The organism is Bacillus sp. YC2 (genome assembly GCF_019891195.1).
Taxonomy (GTDB): domain Bacteria; phylum Bacillota; class Bacilli; order Bacillales; family Bacillaceae; genus Bacillus.
This window is the reverse complement of sequence record NZ_JAHXDO010000005.1, coordinates 48,630-71,617: the sequence shown is the minus strand read 5'-3', so window position 1 is coordinate 71,617 and position 22,988 is coordinate 48,630. Positions and strand designations below refer to the sequence as shown.

Annotated in this window: 21 protein-coding genes; 10 read left to right on the top strand and 11 right to left on the bottom strand. The window is 47.4% G+C overall.

The window, feature by feature from the left end:
• Positions 1-46: 46 nt before the first annotated feature.
• Both KY305_RS10180 and thpR read right to left on the bottom strand, forming a co-directional pair.
• On the bottom strand, positions 47-979 hold the full coding sequence (locus tag KY305_RS10180; RefSeq protein ID WP_223062419.1) for a hypothetical protein: 933 nt from the start codon (positions 977-979) through the stop codon (positions 47-49).
• Positions 980-1,005: 26 nt separating this feature from the next.
• Positions 1,006-1,557 (bottom strand): RNA 2',3'-cyclic phosphodiesterase, encoded by a 552-nt coding sequence (gene thpR / locus KY305_RS10175; RefSeq protein ID WP_223062418.1) that lies wholly within the window; start codon positions 1,555-1,557, stop codon positions 1,006-1,008.
• Positions 1,558-1,653: 96 nt separating this feature from the next.
• Here thpR and cysK point away from each other — a divergent pair, with 96 nt between their 5' ends.
• Positions 1,654-2,619, top strand: a complete 966-nt coding sequence (cysK, locus tag KY305_RS10170; RefSeq protein ID WP_223062417.1) for a cysteine synthase A — start codon at positions 1,654-1,656, stop codon at positions 2,617-2,619.
• Positions 2,620-2,656: 37 nt separating this feature from the next.
• Here cysK and pepV read toward each other — a convergent pair whose 3' ends face one another.
• Positions 2,657-4,048, bottom strand: coding sequence for a dipeptidase PepV (gene pepV / locus KY305_RS10165; RefSeq protein WP_223062416.1), 1,392 nt, complete (start codon positions 4,046-4,048; stop codon positions 2,657-2,659).
• Between the two features lie 95 nt (positions 4,049-4,143).
• Here pepV and KY305_RS10160 point away from each other — a divergent pair, with 95 nt between their 5' ends.
• Positions 4,144-5,448 carry an NCS2 family permease gene (locus tag KY305_RS10160; protein ID WP_223062415.1) on the top strand — a complete coding sequence of 435 codons (1,305 nt, stop codon included), beginning with the start codon at positions 4,144-4,146 and terminating at the stop codon, positions 5,446-5,448.
• Between the two features lie 34 nt (positions 5,449-5,482).
• Here the strand turns inward: KY305_RS10160 and KY305_RS10155 are convergent, their stop codons facing one another.
• Together KY305_RS10155 and KY305_RS10150 are read right to left on the bottom strand one after the other, a co-directional pair.
• Positions 5,483-6,640 carry an ABC transporter permease gene (locus tag KY305_RS10155; RefSeq protein WP_223062414.1) on the bottom strand — a complete coding sequence of 386 codons (1,158 nt, stop codon included), beginning with the start codon at positions 6,638-6,640 and terminating at the stop codon, positions 5,483-5,485.
• The gene (locus KY305_RS10150; RefSeq protein WP_223062413.1) at positions 6,637-7,341 is read right to left on the bottom strand and encodes an ABC transporter ATP-binding protein; all 705 of its coding nucleotides are present in this window, start codon (positions 7,339-7,341) and stop codon (positions 6,637-6,639) included. The genes KY305_RS10155 and KY305_RS10150 overlap by 4 nt, the downstream gene beginning before the upstream one ends.
• 280 nt (positions 7,342-7,621) lie before the next feature.
• Between KY305_RS10150 and KY305_RS10145 the strand changes: the two genes are divergently transcribed.
• Complete coding sequence (locus KY305_RS10145; RefSeq protein WP_003152337.1) at positions 7,622-7,843, top strand: DeoR family transcriptional regulator; 222 nt, start codon at positions 7,622-7,624, stop codon at positions 7,841-7,843.
• Positions 7,844-7,975: 132 nt separating this feature from the next.
• Here the strand turns inward: KY305_RS10145 and KY305_RS10140 are convergent, their stop codons facing one another.
• Complete coding sequence (locus KY305_RS10140) at positions 7,976-8,695, bottom strand: pseudouridine synthase (protein ID WP_223062412.1); 720 nt, start codon at positions 8,693-8,695, stop codon at positions 7,976-7,978.
• A 57-nt stretch (positions 8,696-8,752) separates the two neighbouring features.
• A complete protein-coding gene (locus KY305_RS10135; RefSeq protein ID WP_214804233.1) occupies positions 8,753-10,390 on the bottom strand; it encodes a putative polysaccharide biosynthesis protein in 1,638 nt (545 codons plus the stop codon).
• A gap of 204 nt (positions 10,391-10,594) precedes the next feature.
• On the opposite strand from KY305_RS10135, the gene KY305_RS10130 reads away from it, so the two are divergent.
• Positions 10,595-11,860, top strand: coding sequence for a BaiN/RdsA family NAD(P)/FAD-dependent oxidoreductase (locus KY305_RS10130; RefSeq protein ID WP_223062606.1), 1,266 nt, complete (start codon positions 10,595-10,597; stop codon positions 11,858-11,860).
• Between the two features lie 177 nt (positions 11,861-12,037).
• Positions 12,038-13,576 (top strand): glycine betaine transporter OpuD, encoded by a 1,539-nt coding sequence (opuD, locus tag KY305_RS10125; protein WP_223062411.1) that lies wholly within the window; start codon positions 12,038-12,040, stop codon positions 13,574-13,576.
• Positions 13,577-13,609: 33 nt separating this feature from the next.
• On the opposite strand, the gene KY305_RS10120 is transcribed toward opuD, so the two are convergent.
• A complete protein-coding gene (locus KY305_RS10120; protein WP_214804231.1) occupies positions 13,610-13,792 on the bottom strand; it encodes a sporulation protein Cse60 in 183 nt (60 codons plus the stop codon).
• Positions 13,793-14,037: 245 nt separating this feature from the next.
• Between KY305_RS10120 and KY305_RS10115 the strand changes: the two genes are divergently transcribed.
• From KY305_RS10115 to melA, 5 genes are read left to right on the top strand one after another with little or no spacing between them, the layout of a single operon-like run.
• The gene (locus KY305_RS10115) at positions 14,038-15,066 is read left to right on the top strand and encodes a LacI family DNA-binding transcriptional regulator (protein WP_223062410.1); all 1,029 of its coding nucleotides are present in this window, start codon (positions 14,038-14,040) and stop codon (positions 15,064-15,066) included.
• A 41-nt stretch (positions 15,067-15,107) separates the two neighbouring features.
• The gene (locus KY305_RS10110) at positions 15,108-16,385 is read left to right on the top strand and encodes an ABC transporter substrate-binding protein (protein ID WP_223062409.1); all 1,278 of its coding nucleotides are present in this window, start codon (positions 15,108-15,110) and stop codon (positions 16,383-16,385) included.
• Entirely contained in the window at positions 16,382-17,290 is a 909-nt protein-coding gene (locus KY305_RS10105; RefSeq protein WP_223062408.1) for a carbohydrate ABC transporter permease, read from the top strand. The genes KY305_RS10110 and KY305_RS10105 overlap by 4 nt, the downstream gene beginning before the upstream one ends.
• Entirely contained in the window at positions 17,287-18,126 is an 840-nt protein-coding gene (locus tag KY305_RS10100) for a carbohydrate ABC transporter permease (protein ID WP_223062407.1), read from the top strand. The genes KY305_RS10105 and KY305_RS10100 overlap by 4 nt, the downstream gene beginning before the upstream one ends.
• A gap of 22 nt (positions 18,127-18,148) precedes the next feature.
• Positions 18,149-19,447, top strand: a complete 1,299-nt coding sequence (gene melA, locus KY305_RS10095) for an alpha-galactosidase MelA (RefSeq protein WP_223062406.1) — start codon at positions 18,149-18,151, stop codon at positions 19,445-19,447.
• Between the two features lie 40 nt (positions 19,448-19,487).
• On the opposite strand, the gene KY305_RS10090 is transcribed toward melA, so the two are convergent.
• The 3 genes from KY305_RS10090 to leuS all read right to left on the bottom strand — a co-directional run bounded on the left by KY305_RS10090 (position 19,488) and on the right by leuS (position 22,924).
• Positions 19,488-19,976, bottom strand: a complete 489-nt coding sequence (locus KY305_RS10090; protein WP_223062405.1) for a GNAT family N-acetyltransferase — start codon at positions 19,974-19,976, stop codon at positions 19,488-19,490.
• Between the two features lie 109 nt (positions 19,977-20,085).
• Positions 20,086-20,397, bottom strand: a complete 312-nt coding sequence (locus KY305_RS10085; protein ID WP_223062404.1) for a rhodanese-like domain-containing protein — start codon at positions 20,395-20,397, stop codon at positions 20,086-20,088.
• A 112-nt stretch (positions 20,398-20,509) separates the two neighbouring features.
• Positions 20,510-22,924: a leucine--tRNA ligase gene (leuS, locus tag KY305_RS10080; RefSeq protein ID WP_223062403.1), complete on the bottom strand. Its 2,415-nt coding sequence runs from the start codon at positions 22,922-22,924 to the stop codon at positions 20,510-20,512.
• Between the last annotated feature and the right edge of the window lie 64 nt (positions 22,925-22,988).

Sequence of the window (22,988 nt, the reverse complement as noted above, 5' to 3'; positions counted from 1 at the left end):
TTTTCACCTGCTTCATATATGAGAAAACTGCCGGGAAGCGTCCTGCTTAATCAAGCCACTCCTGCCTCCGCCTTGAATTGGACAGGCCGTAAGAAAGCAGGGCATTTGCCGCCTTCAGCTGATGATGCTTGATCGGCGCCGTATTTTTCTGCTGCTTTTGCAGCCACTCCCCGGCAGTCCGTTTGTCCGCTATGTCCAGCCCGTACGGCGGTTCGGGATAATCAATATACGACGTTTTGCTGAGGAGGAGCTTTTTGACGGGAATGTCAGCCCCCTTCTCTTTGACGATTTGCGAGACGACAGAGCCTGTCCGGTTCAGGCTGAGAGCCGGATTCAACACCGGACGCGCGCCGCCGGAGGTTTTCTTTTCCCAAAAACGATTTTTCGATCCGATATACACGCTGTCTTCCTCAGCTTCCAAAAAAGCAACGCAAAAAATCTCCAGCGGGGAGATAATGATGGTGCTTAATTCGACAGATGCCTGCTGAATTTGAAAAACGGGATGATACATCACGAAATAAGAATCAGGAAGCTTTTGGGTCAGCATTCTTAAAATCCCGTCCCGCTTGACCTGATAAGAAAGCTCAGACATCTCGGAAAGCGTGGAGCTCGCCCACTTTAATTGAAATTCATACAATTGATTTTTAAAGAAAGGCGCGAGCTCTTCCCTATGAGACGGAAGATTCAGCATCAGCGCCTCCTCCCCGTCCGGCTCCTCAAACCATTGATGCCTCTTTTCATTTATATCGGACGAAATCTCCTCTTTTCTCTTCTTTAAGAAAAATTTTTTTCTGCTTGGCTCGGGAGCCGTTTCGCCCGATGCAGCCATTTTTGTTTCCTGTTCCTCCGCTTTTCGGTCAAAGGCTTCCAAGAGAGCTTGCCAGCGTTCTTTTTTCAAACGGATAAACTGATTCATATAGTGATAAGGGTCTAGCTCATATCTTGATATACAGTCGTGAATTTTGATGATCTGTGCCATGTCATTTCCCCACTCCGAATATTTGTTTATGTCAGTTGAAATTGTGCAATTTCTTCGTACTTAGGCGACCGGTCAAGATGGGTTTGAAACAAGGAAAACCGGGTGACGGCGCTTGAAACCCTGCCGCTTTCAAACGGAACATGAGGCGGGAACGGTTTATCTCCGCTCCATTTCCGCGCCATCGTCATGTGAGGATGATACGGACGCTTTTCCACTTGAAATCCGGCTTTTTGTACAGCCTGCTTTGTTTTTTCCCGTAAATCGAACAGATAATCATTCGGTTCCGGCTCTAAATGCAGCACTCTCGGCTGCTTGCGGGCGCCGAAAATCTCAAGGTTGTGAAATTGAACGGTAAACGGCTTTGTAAGAGCTGCGATTTCCGCAAGCATGGGCTTTAAGCTTGTAAGCCGCGCTTCATCCGCTGCGCCGAGAAAGATTAAGGTGATATGATAATCAAGCGGATGCACCCACTTTTTAAATGTTAATACAGGTTCCTTTCTGGCTGCTTCCCAAATCGGTTCAGCAATATCAGCCGGAATCGGAATGCCGAGAAAATAATGCGGCAATGAAGCTTTCATACGAGGGACTCCCTCCTTAGGTTATGGTGTTATTATAAAACGGATAAGCGGGAAGGAGAACCCTGTCCGCTTATATGATAGGATATTATGTACCAAATGTTTTATACAGAGAGGAATGAGACGGGCTTGAAAATCGTTAACAACACAGCGGATTTGATCGGCGATACCCCGATTGTAAAGCTGAACCGCCTGCAGCCTGCGGACGCAGCGCAAGTCTATTTAAAATTAGAATCTTTTAATCCGAGCGGCAGTGTCAAAGACAGAGCGGCTTACAATATGATTATGGAAGCCGAGAAAAACGGACGTTTAAAACCCGGCTCTGTGATCATCGAGCCGACCAGCGGCAATACCGGCATCGGTCTGGCCATGAACGCAGCGGCACGCGGATATAAAGCCATCCTTGTCATGCCTGACACGATGACGAAAGAACGCATCAATCTGCTTAAAGCATACGGCGCGGAGGTTGTGCTGACACCGGGAGCGGAAAGAATGCCCGGCAGTATCAAAAAGGCGAAAGAACTTGCCGAACAGATCCCGGGAAGCTTTATACCGATGCAATTTGAAAACAGCGCAAACCCTGATGCACACCGGAAAACGACCGCCGCAGAAATTTATGAGGCGGTTCAGCAGCTCGGCAGACCGCTCGGCGCTTTTGTCGCCACGGCGGGAACGGGCGGCACGATTACGGGAACCGGAGAAGCGCTGAAAGAGCTTTTCCCGGATATGACCGTTCATGTCGCGGAGCCTGCGGGTTCACCCGTTTTATCCGGCGGAAAACCCGGCGCCCATAAGCTTGTCGGGACAAGCCCCGGTTTTATTCCCGATATATTGAATCAGAATGTTTACGATGAAATCATAAAAATATCTGATGAGGATGCATATACGACAACACGGCGTCTTGCCGCTGAGGAAGGTATTCTTGTCGGTCCTTCGTCAGGCGCAGCATGCTTTGCGGCTGTTGAAACAGCAAAACGCCTGCCTTCTGACCAGGTTGTCATCTGCATGATGGCAGATACGGGAGAACGTTATTTATCTTCGGATTTATGGTCATTTGAATCATAAAAAGGGATGCCGCAAGCGGCCTCCCTTTTTTGTTTTATCATTTTGCAAGCTCATAGATAGCCTGAGCGTATAAAGCCGTTGACCGCAGGAGATCATCAATTTCAATGTACTCGTCCTTTTGATGAGCGCTGTCAGGACGGCCCGGGAACAGCGGCCCGAACGCGACGCCTGCTGAAAGGGATCTTGCGTACGTTCCTCCGCCGATTGAAATCAAGTCTGCTTTTTTGCCCGTTTGGCCTTCGTATACCTTTTGGAGTGTCTTTACTAACGGATGATCGGCTGATACGTGGTGCGGTTTGCTGTCTTTGAATTCCCCAAGCTGAAAATCGTCTGCCGCCATAAAAGCATCACGAATCACTTTGCTGTCTGATGTGACGGGATAGCGGATATTGATGCCGAGCTCTCCCCCCAGACCCTTTTCATATGTAAAGGTGCCGACGTTCAACGTAAGCTCACCGCTGATGTCATCTTTACAGTCAATGTTAAGCTTTTTCCCTCGTGTATCATGTAAAAAATAATCGGCAACGGTTTTTATAAAGTGATTTCCGGCTTCATCAAGCTCCGCCCCCTGCAGACATTCAGTGAGCTTTAACCCGGCATTCACACCGTTATCCGGCTCCATCGCGTGGCTTGATTTTCCGTAAACCCTCAATGTCAGCCTGCCGTTTTCCGCCTTCGCCTCACCCTGTGTATTTGTTTCTTCCAGCCATTTGCTGAAATAGGTGCTTACAGCGTCAACATCAGTTCCCTCAATGACGGCTTCCGCCGCATCCGGAACCATATTTAACCGCAGTCCTGAACGAAACGAAACAAGCCCGTTTTTGGCTTCACGGCCGGCGGCTTTTGATACAATGCGCAATGACGCGTCAATGATTCCCTTTTCCGCATTGATAATCGGAAAATCAGCGTCAGGAGCAAAGCCGATATCAGGCATTTTTTCATGCTTGAAGTAGTGCTCCACACATCTCCAATCACTTTCCTCATCAGTCCCGATAATGACCCTCACGCGTTTGGATAAAGGCAGCTGCATATCTTTGACGATTTTCAGCGCGTAAAGCGCCGCCATCGTCGGCCCCTTATCGTCAATTGCCCCTCTTGCGTATATCCGCCCCTCACGAATGTCGGCGGAGAAAGGATCACTCGTCCAGCCGTCTCCGGGCGGCACGACATCCACGTGGCAAAGCACGCCGACGATCTCATCCCCCGTTCCCCACTCAATATGGCCTGCATAGCCGTCAATATTTTTTACGGTAAAGCCTTCCTTCTCACCGAAATCAAGCAAAGATGTGAGACACTCATTGATGCCTGAACCAAACGGCCGGCCTGGACGGGCTGTTGATTCATCCATCACACTGTTAATTTGCAAAAACTTCTGTGTATCACGGATCAGGTCTTCTTTTTTTCTGATTACTTCAACTTCCCAGTTCATCACAATCCCCTTTCTTTATAAACGACTTGCAAAATGTTGATAAAACGAATAATATAGATGATGTTTTGAAAAAACGTTCGTCATTGGAGGTACTTATGTTTCATCTCGACAAGCATCAAACGACAATAAAAAGAGAAATTACCGCAGGACTGACTACCTTTTTTACAATGGTTTATATCATTGTGGTCAACCCGGTGATCCTCTCGAACGCGGGGGTTCCGTTTGATCAGGTATTTACCGCGACGATTATCGCATCGATTGTCGGAACGTTGTGGATGGCTCTGGCTGCGAATTATCCGATTGCCATTGCTCCCGGCATGGGTTTAAATGCATATCTTGCGTTTCATGTCGTCGGCGCCGGCACCGGCATTACGTACCAGACAGCTTTCAGCGCTGTGTTTATCGCAGGAGTCATCTTTATTATTTTATCTTTAACTCCATTAAGAAAACAACTTATAGAAGCGATTCCGGACAATTTAAAATACGGGATTACGACCGGCATCGGTTTATTTATAGCGTTTATCGGCTTGCGCCAGGCGGGAATCATCACAGCTGACAAGTCTAATTTAGTCGCCCTCGGCGATCTTCATTCGCCCGTTGTCATCTTAACGCTGATCGGGCTTATCATCAGTATTGTACTGATGGTGCTGAATGTAAACGGAGCATTATTTATCGGCATGGCGCTGACTGCCATAATCGCCTTTATCACCGGGCAGATTCATTTCACGAAAGGATTTATCTCTTTCCCGCATTTGCCGGAAGGGCTCTTGATTTCAAATCCGTTCGCCGCCTTCGGTGATGTCGTTCACCACGGCCTGTACGCCGTTGTCTTCTCCTTTCTTCTCGTCACCATTTTTGACACGACAGGCACGATGATCGGCGTTGCCGAACAGGCGGGATTGATGAAAAACAATCAGCTTCCGAATGCCAGAAGAGCGCTATTGGCTGATTCGACCGCTACGACGGTCGGCAGCATCTTCGGCACAAGCCCGACGACCGCGTTCGTGGAATCTTCAGCAGGGGTTGCAGCCGGCGGAAGAACGGGGCTGACGGCACTGACAATCGCAGTCATGTTTGCCGTTTCCATGTTTTTCAGCCCGCTTGTCAGCGTCTTATCCGAGGTTTCTGCAATTACATCACCAGCGTTGATTATTGTCGGCAGCCTGATGATGGGAGCAGTCTCTAATATCCGCTGGAATGAGCTTGATGAAGCTTTCCCGGCGTTTCTGGTCATTTTGGCCATGCCTTTGACATCCAGCATTTCAACGGGAATTGCACTCGGATTTATTTCATATCCGCTTGTTAAAGCCGCAAAAAGAAAGTGGCGCGATATTCATCCTTTGGTCATCATTTTTGCCATTCTGTTTTTTATTCAGCTCTTTATACTGAACGGACATTAAGAAAAATCCCTCTCCGGAAAAGGAGAGGGATTTTTTACATATAAACAGCAGAAAGGACCGCTGCAAGAAGGCACCAGCCGACGCAAATGAATTGAATGGTATTCAAAGCGCCTTTTTTCGCCCGGAAATAATCGTCACTTTCTTTATCAATGCCGCTTACTATCGGTTTGTCCATGATCCGGTCAAAGAGAAGCGACAGCACATATCTGTTGACTCCGGTAAACAACATTAAGACAATCAGCTTCAGCCAAATCGGCAGAACGACAATGAGAGCGGTGAACGCCGCCATGAAAAGATAAAGCTGGCGGACATACTCACTGTTTCTGATCAACACTTTGAAAAACAATTCCTTCCACGCCGTAAGTGCCGACCGTTTTTTAAAAATACGCTTTGACTGAGGGTAAAGCAGCGGCTTGCTCCGTCTTTTATCTTTTACATTCGGCAAATGCACATCCTGGCTCAGCATCATGACAGAGGCGGCAAATGAAAGCTTGCGTTTTTTCTCCTCAAGCACCTCTTCATCAAACGCTGACAAAGACGCTGTTTCTTTCAAACACGACACGACTGAGCAGACGAAAGATATACACCCTAACAGCCAAAGCCAATACCATTGGGCAAAGCCGATAAAAACGAGTGAAACGACAATCAGGGCGGCCCCTGACAGCCAGCCGGCCATTTGATTAACAAGTGTCTGCCGCTTTCTTTTCCATTTATCGTTTACCGCGATCACCGCGATATGGAAGCCGAAAAGGCAGATAAATATTCCCGCATATGCCGACGGAGAACTTTCACCGTATTGACGCCATAACGGATATAACAGCACAGCGAGCAAACTCCACTTTATACATGATATGAAGACCGAATACAGAAGAGCATATCGTTTCAGCTGTACCAGCAGGTGTTTTGTATGCATAAAAAAAACTTGATCCGCCTCAAGCAAAAAGGTATGGATAAAGCCTGTGCATAATAGCAGCGCACTGAACACATAGAGCCAGTTCCAGCCCAGAATCCCCGCCCCTTCAAATAAAAGCCCTTTCCCCTTCAGCCATTCCGAATACTGATACACCAAAAAGCCAGCTGCCGGAAGAACAATATACAAAGCGACCGTCCAATCAATAACCGTGCGGGACACCCTCCATTGATACCGCCAATACTCATAAAGCCTTTGAAAAAATAAAGCACGGCCGGTCATTGATGACTGCCCCGAACCGCCAAATAAAAGCAATCTAACAGTGAGCGGCTTCCCGTTTCGTCCTGAAGCTCCTTCAGGGTGCCTTTGAGGAGCAGAGAGCCTTTATCCATTAAATAAAACCGGTCGCAGATTTTTTCCGCGGTATCAAGAACATGGGTGCACATGAGAATGCCCGCCCCTCTTTCTTTTTCGGAGATCAGCATGTCGGTAAACAGCTTGGTCGAGATAGGGTCAAGCCCGATAAACGGCTCATCAATCACATAGATATCAGGCTTTGCCAGAAACGCCTGCACCAGCATCAGCTTCTGCTGCATTCCTTTCGAAAAAGTCGAAGGCAGGTCATGTTTTACAGACGTCAAAGAAAATTCATCAAGCAGGAGCTCGGCCCGCTTTTGGTATTCTTCTTCTCGGATGCCCCGCAGTGAGCTGATCAGCTCGATATGCTCCCAAAGCGTCAGTTCATCATAAAAGCTCGGCCGTTCCGGTATGTAAGCATAGACGGAGTTGTTCCACTCGATGTGACCCTCCATATCCCGGGACAGCCCGAGAATCGCCTTTATCGCCGTGCTTTTCCCTGCGCCGTTCGCTCCGATTAAGCCGACAATCTCCCCGGCTCCTACAGACAAAGAAACATTTGAAAGCACCTTCGGCCTGTCAGCGTAGCCCGCGCAGATAATATTCGCATTCAATAATTCTCCCATGCCTCTCCCTCCCTCATTTATATACGGGGACGTATAAAAAAAGTTTCAGTTTCCATAATATTAGGAGCGGGTCAAACATAGTAATGCACAAAGCCTGCCGACAATTGGCAAAAATTCTCTGCGCTTATTCCTAGATTCATGTCCTCTATATCGTGTATAATGGAGGCAGCAAAAAAGAAATAAACAAAATGTCTGCCTTTGTTACTTATTCGTACGAAGTTTTAGAGTCGTGAGTTGTGGTATATCAAGTCCATCCGATCTTATGATAGGGAGTGGTTTTTTGAAGCCTTCAACAAACCGTATGCTAACTCGGATCAAATCAGTTTACATGTTCATTCAAGAAAAAGGTCTTGTGACAACACAGGAACTGGTTGACGAATTCGGTATTACACCAAGAACCATTCAGCGAGACTTAAATGTGTTAGCATACAATGATCTTGTTCACAGTCCTAGCCGAGGCAAGTGGGAGACAACACGAAAGAAAGTTAAAATTACATCATAAGCGAACAATTACATAGGACCGTACGTCTGGTCTAATATGCTGCAAGGCAAAGCAGCCTCTTTGCCTTGCTTTTTGTTCCTCCATAGATAAAAAGCCCAAAACAGATCTGTTTTGGGCTTTTCTGATGCCGTTTTACGTTTCCGTTTCTGTCAGCGCTGCCAGCTCTTCTTCAGTCAGCTCCCGGAACTCACCCGGGGCAAGCGCCGGGTCTAAAGAAACCGCGCCCATTGAAAGCCGCTTTAAATAGGTCACTTCGTTCCCGACGGCTTTTGCCATCAGCTTCACCTGATGATATTTGCCTTCTGTAATGGTCAGATGAATCACCATATCATCCGGGCTTTGTGTGATGGTTTCAACGGCTGCCGGTTTTGTCTTGTAGCCGCCTTCAATGATGACGCCTCTCTCGAGATTGGCGATTTCTTCCCCCGACAGCGGCAGTTTTAAATGGACCTCATACGTTTTCGGAACATGCTTTTTCGGCGAGAGCAGACGATGAGCGAGCTGACCGTCGTTTGTGAGAAGCAGAAAGCCTTCCGTGTCTTTATCCAGACGCCCTGCCGGAAACGGTTCAAACCGCTGCTCTTCCGGCGTCAGCAAATCAACAACCGTTTTTTGCCGGCTGTCTTCGGTGGCGGACAGCACCCCTTGCGGCTTATTCATCATAATATAAATAAATTCGCGATAGTCTGCCGGCTCGCCGTACACAGTAATATCCTGCACATTCGGGTCCACATGCGTTTTAACATCCTTCGCCGGCACCCCGTCAATCATTACCGCTCCTGCCTTGACGATTTTTTTCACATCTTTTCTTGAGCCGAATCCGCTGTTGGCAAGCAGCTTATCAAGTCTCATTCTATCCTCTCCTTTAATAAGAAAAGCCCGCAAAAAGCGGACTTTCTGTCACATATTTTAATGGGCGGAGTGTCTGCCTTTTCTAAAAACGCGCGGCAGACGGTTTCCGAACATTTTCTGTAAAAATCCGATTCGGTAAGCCGCATACATATACACCGCACCGCCGACAACCGCACAGATAAAGACGACGATCGCCGCATGCAGCTGGCCGCTTTGATAAGTAACGAAGAAGCCGAGCAGCCATTGTGTCAATTTGACCGCTACCGCCATCACGACGGATAAAAGCGCCATTAAAATAACCCGTTTCAGCAGCACCGAGTATGAATAACCTGCATGGCGCTTGATCATGATAAATCCGTACAGAAGTGAAGCGATATAACCGAGCGCCGTTGCTAATATGGCACCGTCTCCCTGAAACAGCTTAATCAGCGGAACGTTCAGCAGCACTTTTATGATAACACCGATAAAAAGGCTGACTACCGCAAACTTTTGTTTATTAATGCCTTGTAAAATCGCGGCATTAACGGTAAACAGAGAAAATAAAATCGCTACAGGCGCATACCAGAACAATATGTCTTGTCCGATATCAGGACGAAGGCTTTCAGAGCCATAAAAGAACGTATAGGCGGGTCCTGATAAAACGGACATGCCGACGACGGCCGGAATGACCAAAAACAGAATGATTTGCATCGTTTGGTTAATCTGCTGGTTTAACAGTTTGTAATTTTTGCTCGTAAATGATTCGGTAATGGTCGGGATTAACGTCAGACCGAAGGCGGTCGCCAGTGATACCGGAATCATGACAAGCTTCGGCACATACAGCGTGACTATCGCCAGCATGTCCTGGCTGATGTCTTTATGGCCGGCCGCAATCATTGCTTTATTAAATGTATTCGTGTCGATGTACGAATACAAAGGGATAGCCAGTCCGACAAACACATACGGAGCGGCATAGCTGAAAAGCTCAATGAACATTTTCTTATAGCTTAAGTCAGCCGACGGAACGAGATTGGGCTTCATCGCCAGCAAATCGCCCTTCCGTTTATTCCAGTAAATATAGAGGACGACAAGTCCGCCGAATGAACCGATCAAAGCTGCAAAAGTCGCATAACCGACGGCTATGACAAGGCCTCCGTTTATCACTTTTAAAATGAGGTAGGTTGCTCCTAATAAAAAGATGATCCGCGCAAGCTGTTCGACAACCTGAGACACGGCTGTCGGCCCCATCATCTGATGACCTTGGAAAAACCCGCGCACAAGACTCATGATCGGCACAACCAAAAGGGCCAAGCTGACCATGCGGATGACATAAACGACGTGATCAATTGTCAGTCCGTTGTTACTCGTACCCCCAAGCGACGTTTCCGCAAAAAACGGCGCCGAAAGATAAAGAATCGTAAAAGCGATCATCCCTGTAACGAGCATGACCGACATCCCCGCTCTCAGCATCCGCCTGCTCGTCTCATAATCGCCTTTGGAATTATATTTCGAGACAAACTTTGATACCGCCGCGGGAAAACCCATCGTGGCAATGTTTAAAAATAATGTATATTGATTATATCCGTATTGAAACAAAGCTCCGCCCGTCGCTCCGACCATTGCGCCGAAGGGGATCAGATAAATCATACCTAAAATCCGCGATATATAGGTGCCGAGCGTTAACACGAACGTGCCCCTTAACAATTTGCTTGACATGTTTCCTCATCACCATTTTCTACGAAGATTCAACTTTTCTATTTTAACACAATTGGGCATTTAGACGGTAATAATTACAGCGGGAAACTTTTAGAAAGCTCTTAAAAAACAAAATACGTTTAAGGGAAACCCTTCTTTCGCTATAATAGCAAGAAGCGGACATTTCCGCCGATTACTATGTGAAAAAGAAAGTTGTTGATGAAATTGAAACATTATGACGTGATTGTGATTGGCGGCGGCCCTTCCGGCTTAATGGCTGCGATCGCCGCGGGCGAACAAGGGGCAGACGTCTTGTTAATTGATAAAGGAAACAAATTGGGGCGGAAGCTGGCGATTTCCGGAGGCGGGCGCTGCAATGTGACCAACCGCCTCCCCGTTGAAGAAATCATCAAACATATCCCCGGAAACGGACGTTTTTTATACAGCGCGTTTTCTGAATTTAATAACGAAGATATCATTGTCTTTTTTGAAAAGCTCGGCATTCAATTAAAAGAAGAGGATCACGGACGCATGTTCCCGGTGACGGACAAAGCGCAAAGCGTGGTCGATGCACTCTTGAATCGCCTGAACGAGCTCAGCGTCACCATCCGCACGAACGAAAAAATTAAAGAGGTTCGCTACGAGGACGGCAGGACGGCAGGTATTACGACAAACAACGGCGAACTGATTAACGCAAACGCCGTTATTATAGCGGTCGGCGGGAAATCCGTTCCTCATACCGGAAGTACAGGAGACGGCTATGCATGGGCTGAAGCAGCAGGTCATACCATTACGGAGCTGTTTCCGACAGAGGTTCCGGTCACATCGGCCGAACCGTTCATTAAGAAAAAAACGCTTCAAGGCCTGTCATTAAGAGGCGCGGCAGTCAGCGTGTTAAACAAAAAGGGAAAACCCATCGTTACACATGTGATGGACATGCTGTTTACCCATTTCGGCTTATCCGGTCCGGCCATTCTCCGGTGCAGCCAATTCGTTGTCAAAGAGCTGAAAAAGCAGCCGGAGGTGAAGCTTCGCATCGACCTGTTTCCTGACATCAACGAAGAAGAATTGTTTCAGCGGATGTACAAGGAGCTGAAAGAAACCCCGAAAAAAGCGCTGAAAAACGCACTGAAACCATGGATGCAAGAACGGTACCTGCTCTTTTTGCTGGAGCGGAACGACCTTGACCCGCAAATGTGTTTTACAGATTTGCCGAAGGATCCATTCAGAGCCTTTGTCAAAGATTGCAAGCAATTTACGGTTTCTGCAAACGGCACTCTTTCTCTGGACAAAGCTTTTGTCACCGGCGGCGGTGTTTCCGTAAAAGAAATTGAACCGAAAAAAATGGCTTCTAAAAAAATGGAAGGGTTATATTTTTGCGGGGAAATTTTAGACATTCACGGATATACCGGAGGATACAATATCACCTCAGCCCTTGTCACGGGGCGGCTGGCCGGTTTGAATGCGGGGCTCTTCTCACGTTCGCTTTAAGGATGGTTAAAGCGCTTTTTATCAGTAGCCCGGTTGATAACTGTCCAAAAACATGATAGAGTTTTTTACGTTTTGTTTCACCTGATTGAGGGAACAGGAAGAAAGGAATGATCTGTAATCGTACGACCATACTAAACAAAAAAGGCGTACTGAAAAAAAGTCAGAGGGTGAGAACGTTTGAAGAAGAATAACATTTCCAGTGTTTTTTGGATTGTGATTGTTATCACAGCCGCGGCTGTTCTCTGGGGAGTATTGTCTCCGAAGAGCCTCCAGCGGGTTACTGATACAGTGCAAAATTTTATCACAAATTCTTTCGGCTGGTATTATTTACTGGTTGTTTCTATATTTGTGGGATTCTGTCTCTTTCTCATTGTGAGTCCGATCGGCAAAATAAAACTCGGAAAACCCGAGGAAAAACCTGAATTCGGTTTATTATCATGGTTTGCCATGCTGTTTAGCGCCGGTATGGGAATCGGTTTGGTCTTTTACGGCGCTGCGGAACCGATCAGCCATTACGCTATCAGCTCTCCCTCAGGTGAAACAGAAACGCCTCAGGCATTCAGAGATGCACTCCGGTTTACCTTTTTCCACTGGGGGCTTCACGCTTGGGCTATATATGCGGTCGTCGCTTTATGTATTGCATATTTTCAATTCCGAAAAGATGCTCCCGGCCTGATCAGCAGCACACTGACACCGCTTTTAGGCGATAAAGTAAACGGACCGCTCGGTAAAGCAATCGACTGTATCGCTGTGTTTGCGACCGTTGTCGGTGTAGCGACAAGCTTAGGGCTCGGCGCCACTCAAATCAACGGCGGCTTGCATTACTTATTCGGAATCCCTAAAACTTTTTCCGTTCAGCTGGTTCTGATTGCCGTCGTGACCGTGCTTTTCTTAATTTCTGCATGGAGCGGCATAGGCAAAGGAATTAAATACTTAAGCAATACCAACATGGCGCTTGCCGGTATTTTGATGATCTTTATGCTGATTGTCGGCCCGACCGTGCTGATCATGAACTCATTTACCGATTCCATCGGTCAATATATCCAAAATATCGTGCAAATGAGCTTCCGCCTGTCGCCGAATGATCCGCAAAAACGGGAATGGATTAACAGCTGGACCATTTTCTACTGGGCCTGGTGGATTTCCTGGTCTCCGTTTGTCGGGATATTTATCGCCCGCGTGTCAAGGGGCCGGACCATTCGTGAATTTTTAATCGGTGTGTTAGTGACACCTTGTATTCTGGCCTTTTTATGGTTTGCGATATTTGGGGTATCGGCAATGGATCTTCAGCAAAAAGGCGTGTTCAATGTTGCTGGCCTGTCGACGGATACGATGCTTTTCGGCACACTCAGCCATTATCCGCTTACAATGGTGACATCCGTATTAACGCTTATCCTGATCGCTGTTTTCTTTATTACATCAGCCGATTCAGCGACATTTGTACTGGGAATGCAGACGTCTTACGGCTCGTTGGACCCGTCCAATCGCGTAAAAGTCACATGGGGAATCATCCAGTCGGCCATGGCTGCGGTTCTTTTATATTCCGGAGGCCTTGCCGCACTGCAAAACATGGCCATTCTCGCGGCGGTTCCGTTTTCTATCGTGATTCTCCTCATGATTGTATCCCTGTATAAATCATTGGCGAGTGAAAGAAAAGGACTCAGACAAATGGAGAAATATCAAAAGCCCAGAAGTCCGCGTGTCAAAAAAGCATAATACGAAAAAAGCCCGCCATCGGTGCGGGCTTCTTTATTTTCGGTATACAATTAAAGCGGAAAAGCAATAAAGCTGTTCACCTTCAGGATCACAGGCCGCCGCTACAGTATATTTAATATCAACGAGCTGTTCCTCTGAAATTCCTTTTAGAAATGAATTGACTTCAGTCTGCAAATCTTTTTCATGCTCCTCATCAAAAACCGCTACCTTCAGCATGTACTCCCCGCTCCTTTCTCTATCAATTTATTCCGGTTCAGACGAATTATGATAGAGAAAGCTGAATTCTTCCTGGTGTTTCTATATTACTTTGATGAAATCTTCCGCTGTATCATTTTACTGAATTTTACTAAAAACAGCCAAAATTAATTATTGAAAACGCTTACTAAACCATGATATCATCTTTTTAACAGAAACAAGTAAATGTCATTTTAGTAAATTTTTATCTGAAAAGGAGCTGCAAAATGGTCCGTCTCAAAGATATCGCTTTACAGGCTCATGTATCCAGCGCGACAGTATCAAGAATTTTAAACCGGGATGACTCTCTTTCCGTGACGGAAGCAACAAGAGAAAGAGTTCTTCGGATCGCGGAGGATCTCGGCTATCAGCCGTCAGCAAAACGGAGAAAAACCCGCGGATACGGCCGGGATTCCGCGCCCCTTATCGGAGTGGTCAGCTGTCTGTCCCCGGAAGAAGAGCGACAGGACCCTTATTTTTCCACCATCCGAAAGGGTGTTGAAGATGAATGCTTTAAACAGGAAATTTTCATTACGTCATCCATCCACCTCGGTTCCTTTCAAGAGAATATGTTTCACGAGCTGGACGGCGTCATTGTGATCGGCAGCCTGCATGATGAGGCGCTTACGAGCATCAGCGGCACATTCAAGCACGCGGTGTACATTAACAGCACACCCGATCCGGCACGCTATGATTCTGTCAGCGCAGATTTTTATGCCGCAGTACAGCAGGCCATCGAACACCTTACTTCTCTCGGCTATGAGCGGCTTGGCTATATTGGCGGGCAGGAAAAAGAACATACCGTAAAAAACGGTGTAAACAGCAAGAGAACGATTGAAGATAAGCGGCTGACTGCTTTTTTGAAGACTGCCCGTCCTCAGCCGGAGCATGTCTTGATCGGCGAATACAGCATGCATGAAGGCTATCGCCTGATGAAAGAAGCTATTGCGGGCGGCACCCTGCCTGACGCCTTTTTTATCGCGAGTGATTCGATGGCAATCGGCGCGTTAAAAGCGCTGCAGGAAGCAGGGCTTCAAGTCCCCAGGGATACAGCCATTGTAAGTTTTAACGGCATTGAAGAGGCCGAATTCGCCAGCACGCCCTTAACCACGGTAAAAGTGTATACAGAAGAGATGGGCCGGACGGGCGTCAAGCTTCTCCTTGACCGCGTGAACGGCAGAACCATTCCGCTTACCGTTACGCTTCCCGTTTCGCTTATTGTCAGACAAAGCTGCGGATCATCAGAAAGGAGGTGACGTTTCCCGCGGCGTTTCTATCATATTTTAAGGAGGAAAAGATGAAACGTTTACTGGTTTTGTTTCTTTCTTTTACTTGTATGATACTTCCCGGCTGCTCTGCCGAACAAAGCACGGCTGATCATAAGCAGAAAACATTGACGATCTACTCAACCATATCCTCAGACAGCGAACGAAATACATTCAGAAAACTGGCCGCTTCTTTTGAAAACGAACATCCCGACATTCAAGTGAAAGTTCATTTCCCAGGCAATGATTACGAAAATATGATGCGGGTCAGAATGGCGGCCGATGACATGCCGGACCTTTTCGACACCCATGGCTGGGCAAAAATCCGTTACGGGGAGTATACAGCCGATCTCAGAGGCATGGAATGGACAAAGCAGCTTGACCCGAATGTAAACAGCATGCTGAAGGATGCCAAAGGCAAGATATACGCTTACCCGCTGAATCAGGCAAAGGACGGTCTTGCCTACAACCGCACCATGCTGGACCGATACGGCATTAAACCGCCGGAAACGATGGATGATTTTATTCAGGCGCTGAGACAGATTAAAGAAAAGAGCGGCGGCACTGTCACCCCCTTCTGGTTTGCCGGATATGATAAAAGCTCGTTTGCCCAATATTTCGATCAGTTCGCCGCACCGCTTCTCATCACAGATCCCGCTCGGAACTACAAAAAACAGCTGCTTAACGGAACCTTCCGCTGGACGCACTTCACCTATTTATCTGACAAACTGAAAGACATGCAAAAGGAACACCTGGTCAATATTGATGCCGTGACGGCAAAACGATCCCAGCTCATTGAGCTGATGGCACAAAATAAAATCGCGTTTACAATGCAGGGCGGCACTCTCGGCCAAGACGTCGCCCAGATTAATCCGAAAGTAAAAGTCGGCATTATACCGACACCCGCCATTCATCAGGGCGATTCTCCGGTCTGGATCGGCGGCGAACGTTACACTTTGGCGGCATGGAAGGATTCTCCCCATCTGAAGGAGGCGAAACAATTTATCGCATTTATGGCCCGGCCCGCACACGCAAAAACATTAGCCGAAGCGACATCGCTTCCAGCCGGATTATTGAATGTTCAAGCGGAAATCTTTTACGCCGATGATTATAAGCAATATCAGCATATAAAGGTTCAGCCCTATTTCGACCGCCTTTATTTGCCGAATGGAATGTGGGATGTCATGGGAACCGCCGGGCAGGAGCTTATGGCTGATATTTTAACCCCCGCTGAAATCTCTGCAAAACTCGGCACAGAATATAAGCGGCTTCGTCTGCAATCTGATGAACAGGGAGCTGAAGGTGAATGAGTGATCTTGTAAAAGAAACCGCCTTATGTAAAAAACCTCCAAAGCACGCGTCACTGTGGTGGATGTATATCCCGGCCCTTGTCACTGTTTTCGTTTTCATGATTTATCCGTTTATCAAAGGGTTCTTTATCACCTTTACAAACTGGAATGGCTTTTCACAGACCTATCAGTGGGTGGGATTGACTCAATATAAAAGGCTCTTCACTGACCCTGATTCGTGGCTCATTGTGAAAAACACCTTGCTGTACGGCATCGGCAGCACTTTTTTTCAAAATATACTTGGGCTTCTGTATGCGCTTCTTCTGAATCAAAGCTTAAAAATGAAGGCGATTACAAGAACGATTGTCTATTTGCCGGTGATTATCAGCCCGCTGATCATGGGATACATTTGGTACTTTTTCTTTTCCTATGACGGCGGCGCGCTGAATGACGTGCTGGGCGTATTGGGAATCAGTCCTGTTAATGCCTTAGCAAGCCCGCAGGCTAACCCGTGGATTATCGTCATGATTAACACCTACCAGTACGCAGGCATCGCGATGATTGTTTATTTGGCGGGACTGCAAAGTATACCGAAAGACTATTATGAAGCTGCGAAAATGGATGGCGCAGGGGGGCTTCAGCCGTTTTTCACCATTACGCTGCCTTTATTAATGCCGGCAGTCACCATCAACATGGTCATCAACATTATCGGCGGACTGAAGCTGTTTGACGTGATTTTTGCACTTACCGCAGGCGGTCCGGGCAACTCCTCTCAATCCATGTCGACGTTTATGTATGATTTATATTTCAAGCGCCAAGATGCGGGATATGCCGCCACCCAAGGTGTTTTTATGTCCTTCATTATCCTCGTCATCAGCTTTTGCGCACTCGTGTATTTTAAACGGAAGGAGACGGAAATGTCATGAAAACAGCCGGCTCATCGCGGATACGGATATTAACGCTTTTAGCCGCCGTGATCTCGTGCGCTCATTTTATCCCCTTTTATATCTTGCTGACCACTTCATTAAAAGAAAAAGGAGACTACAGTTCTAAATGGTCGCTTCCCTCCGCTCCCTCCGCTTTCTCATTGCAAAATTTTCGGGAGGCATGGGAGCGGGCCTCACTCGGGCATTCCTTTCTAAACACGATCATCATTACAGCCGTTTCCGCTGTATTGTTAATTCTGTTTGGTTCGCTTGCCGCATACCCGCTCGCGAGAAGGAATACAAAGCTGAATAAGGCGGTCTTTGCCCTTTTGATTTCCATTATGATTATCCCGCCTTTGACCTCTATGGTTCCTTTATACAAGATGGTCGCCGATGCGGGGCTGATCAATACACATGCTGCCGCCATTCTCATTAATACTGCGGCCTATATGCCATTGACCGTTTTCTTATATTCAGGTTTTATCCGCTCCTCCATTCCGAAAGAGCTTGAAGAAGCAGCGAGGATGGACGGAGCAGGATTGCTGAAAATTTTCTTTACCATCGTCTTCCCTCTGTTGAAACCGATTACGGCAACGGTCTGTATCATTTCCTGTGTGTTCATATGGAACGATTACCAATTCGCCATTTTCTTTTTACAGGATCAAAAGGTACAGACATTAACCGTCGCCATGGCCGGCTTTTTCGGCGAAAACGCGAACAACCTGCACTTAGTTGCCGCAGCGGCGATTATGGCGATGCTGCCGATGATCATTTTGTTTTTGGCGCTTCAAAAATATTTTATCTCAGGCCTGTCTTCAGGCGCAGTCAAAGGCTGAGAAGAACAAGGAGGATTTTCTGATGAAAAAGATTACGTTTATCGGCGCAGGAAGCACGATTTTCGCAAAAAATGTATTGGGTGACTGTTTGCTGACTGAGGCTTTAAACGGCTTTGAATTCGCGCTTTATGACATTGACGCCAAACGGCTGAAAGAGTCTCAGCTCATGCTCGAAAACATGAGAGACCGCTGCAATAAGAGCGTGGCGATCATCCCTTACCATGACCGGAAACAAGCGCTGAAAAACGCCGGATATGTCATAAACGCCATTCAGGTCGGCGGCTATCAACCGGCGACGGCCATTGATTTCGAAATCCCGAAGAGGTACGGCCTTCGGCAGACAATTGCCGATACCGTCGGAATAGGCGGCATATTCAGAGCGCTTCGAACCATTCCCGTTTTATTTGACATCGCAAAGGACATGGAAGAGGTCTGCCCCGACGCGTGGCTGTTAAACTATACAAATCCGATGGCATCCCTGACAGGTGCGCTTCTCAGGCATACGAATGTAAAAACCGTCGGCCTGTGCCACAGCGTGCAGGTGTGTACAAAAGAGCTGTTTGAAGCACTTGACATGGATCATGAGGGAACCGAGGCACGCATCGCAGGCATCAACCATATGGCTTGGCTTCTGGAGATCAAAAAAGACGGCATTGATTTATACCCTGAAATTAAAAGGCGCGCCCGCGAAAAGCAGAAGACGAAACATAAAGACATGGTGCGGTTTGAACTGATGGATAAGTTCGGCTGTTACGTAACGGAATCGTCAGAGCATAATGCCGAATATCATCCTTATTTTATTAAAAGACAGTACCCGCAGCTGATTGATGAATTCCAAATTCCGCTTGATGAATATCCGAGGAGATGTGTGAAACAAATAAAAGATTGGGAGACGATGCGAGACGGTATCATCAACAATCAAAATCTTACACATGAACGGTCGAAGGAATATGGCTCAAGAATCATAGAAGCGATGGAAACCGATCAGCCGTTTACATTCGGAGGCAATGTGCTGAATACAGGGCTCATACCGAATCTTCCGGCAAAGGCTGTTGTCGAAGTGCCATGTGTCGCCGGCAGAAAACGGATTACGCCCTGCTTTTCAGGGGAACTGCCGGAACAGCTCGCCGCTCTTAACAGAACCAATATTAATACGCAGCTTCTGACCATCGAAGCGGCCGTCACATTAAAAAAGGAAACCGTCTATCAGGCTGCCATGCTTGATCCGCATACAAGCGCCGAGCTTTCCCTGCAAGACATCGTGTCTTTGTGCGATGATTTATTCGAAGCCCATAAAGACTGGCTCCCGGCTTATCAATAAACAATTCTTCTGATCCAAACCGCCCATGGTTTGGATCGTTTTATATGCGGAGCACCATTTTGACCGTCTGTAAGAGATGCCCTTCAAAATCCTCTTCAAATGCAGACACCCATTCAAACCCTTTCGCTTTGTAAAAAGACATTCCGGCCTGATTTTCTTTTTCCACATGAACATAAAGCTCTTTTATCCCGCCGGACTTTTGTACGCCCTCTTTAAGCAGCGCCGTTCCTATTCCGTTTCCCTGGTAATCGGGATCAATATAAATAGCGGCAAGCTCAGCTTTTCCGCCTTCTTGAACGGGGCTGAAATTGGCAAAACCTGCGATTGTCCCGTCTGCTGCTTCTGCAGCCAGCAGCAGAGATTGTTCAATTCGCCGTTCCATCATCTCATCATGATAAGCGGATTGGAGAAATTGATCCTGAATATGTTCAGGAATGATTCCTTCATACGTATGATGCCAGCTTTGTTTTGCGACTTGCCGGACTTGCTTTATATCGCCCGATTCTGCAGCACGGATAACCCATTCCATTCATATCCGCCTCCTCACTTTTCCCGTATTATACCGGTATACGGAAATTGTTTCAAAATAAAAAAGAAGAAAAAAGCTTAAGCTCTTTTTCTTCTTTTCTTTTTGATATTTACTGTTTCGGCTTTGTTTCGCCTTCCCATTCCAGCATGCCGCCTTCTACATTAACCGTTTGAAAGCCCTGCTCCTGTAAATACATACAAACGTTCATGCTTCTTTTTCCGGAACGGCAGATGAACACATATTCCTTGTCCTTATCTAATGTATCCATCTTCTCGGGGATATCTCCCATGCGGATATGCACAGCCTCCGGAATCATGCCTTCGGCTACCTCTTCGTCTTCTCTGACATCGATCAGATACAGCTCTTCCCCCGCTTTCAGTTTATCTTGCAGAGCGGCTGTGCTGATTTCATTTATCTTCAATTTGTGACACTCCTATTCGTCGTGATGCCTTTAAGTATACCAAAGGCGGCACGACAATTTCTATTGTTGAGGCTGAGAAAAACCCCTCTCTGTAAGAGAGGGGTCCATTCGGTCAGTTTGCTACGATATTGACCAGCTTGCCTGGTACAGCGATGATTTTTCGGATTGTTTTTCCTTCAAGCTGTTCTTTCACTTTTTCATCAGCCTGCGCGAGCTGCTCTAATTGTTTCTTATCAGCATCAGCCGGAACGGTTAATTTCGCTTTCACTTTTCCGTTCAGCTGGACAACGATTTCCACTTCATCGTCGATCAGTTTTGATTCGTCATACACAGGCCAAGCCTCGTAAGAAATAGAACCGTTGTGGCCGAGTTTTTCCCACAGCTCTTCCGCTAAGTGAGGCGCAACCGGAGAAAGCAGCTTCACAAAACCTTCCATATATTCTTTCGGCAGTTCATTCGCTTTGTAGGCTTCATTAATAAAAACCATCAGCTGAGAAATGCCCGTGTTAAAACGAAGGCCTTCGTAGTTTTCCGTCACTTTCATCACTGTTTCATGATAGACGCGCTCAAGTGTTTCACCCGCGCCTTCTGTCACTTTGCCCGTCAGCTCGCCGTTTTCCTCAACGAACAGACGCCATACGCGGTCAAGGAAGCGGCGCGCTCCGTCAAGGCCGGATTCAGACCAGGCAATGGAAGCGTCAAGCGGTCCCATGAACATTTCGTACAGCCGCAAAGTATCCGCTCCGTGAGACGCAACAATTTCATCCGGGTTGACGACGTTGCCCCGTGATTTACTCATTTTCTCATTGTTTTCCCCGAGAATCATTCCTTGGTTGTACAGCTTTTGGAATGGCTCTTTCGTCGGGACAACACCGATGTCATAGAGGAACTTATGCCAGAAACGAGCGTACAGAAGGTGCAGCACGGCATGCTCCGCTCCCCCGATATAAATATCAACAGGCAGCCATTTCTCTAATTTCTCAGGTGAAGCAAGCTGATCCGGGTTTTTAGGGTCGATAAATCGAAGGAAATACCAGCAGCTTCCCGCCCATTGCGGCATTGTGTTTGTTTCTCTTCTGCCTTTTTTGCCCGTTTCAGGATCAGTGACTTCCACCCATTCTTTAATGTTGGCAAGCGGTGATTCGCCCGTTCCGCTCGGCTTGATCTCATCGGTTTTCGGCAAAATGAGCGGCAGCTCCTCTTCCGGTACGGCCGTTGATGTTCCGTCCTCCCAATGAATGACCGGAATCGGTTCGCCCCAGTAGCGCTGACGGCTGAAGAGCCAATCGCGAAGACGGTATGTCACCTTTTTCTCGCCGTTTTTCGTTTCTTCAAGCCAGGCGATTATTTTTTCAATGGCGTCCGCTTTGTTCAGGCCGTTCAGAAAATCTGAATTAACGTGCTCACCGTCACCCGTGAACGCTTCCTCTTCAATGTTTCCGCCTTTTACAACCTCTTTGACAGGCAGGCCGAACACTTTGGCGAATTCAAAATCACGTTCATCATGTGCAGGCACAGCCATGACGGCTCCCGTTCCGTAAGTGGCAAGCACGTAATCAGCGATCCAGATCGGCATCTTTTCACCGTTTACCGGATTTACCGCATAAGCGCCCGTGAAAACGCCTGTTTTTGTTTTCGCAAGATCCGTCCGCTCGAGGTCACTTTTCGCCTGAACTTCTTTTATGTAAGCGTCAACCGCTTCCTTCTGTTCAGCCGCCGTAATGGTGCTGACGAGCTCGTGCTCAGGAGCCAAAACAGCGTATGCCGCGCCAAACAGCGTGTCAGGGCGTGTCGTAAACACAGTGAACGTCTCATCGCTGCCGTCAATGGCAAAATGCACGTTCGCCCCTTCAGAGCGGCCGATCCAATTGCGCTGCATGTCTTTAATGCTTTCCGGCCAGTCTAGCTCCTCTAAATCTTCAAGAAGCCTGTCCGCATAAGCGGTGATTTTCAGCATCCATTGCTTCATCGGGCGGCGTTCAACAGGATGTCCGCCCCGTTCGCTTTTGCCGTCAATGACTTCCTCATTCGCAAGCACTGTGCCGAGAGCCGGGCACCAGTTGACAGGCACTTCATCAACGTAAGCAAGGCCTTTTTCGTAAAGCTTGGTGAAAATCCACTGCGTCCATTTATAATAGTCCGGATCAGTCGTATTGATTTCCCGGTCCCAATCATAAGAGAATCCGAGGGCCTGGATCTGACGGCGGAAATTATCGATGTTATGCTTTGTGAACACTGCCGGATCGTTCCCCGTATCAAGCGCGTACTGCTCGGCAGGAAGGCCGAACGCGTCCCAGCCCATCGGATGAAGCACGTTGTACCCTTGCATGCGTCTCATACGCGACAGAATATCCGTCGCCGTATAGCCTTCGGGATGCCCGACATGAAGGCCGGCTCCTGACGGATAAGGGAACATGTCAAGCGCGTAAAACTTCGGCTTGTCCTCCTGTTCACTGACAGCAAAGGTTTTATGCTCCAACCAGTAATTTTGCCATTTCTTTTCTATTTTTTCGTGCTGAAAACTCAACGCAAAAACCTCCTTCTGATTGAATACGGCGTCTTTAGTCCAAGTATTGACGGGATAAGGAAAT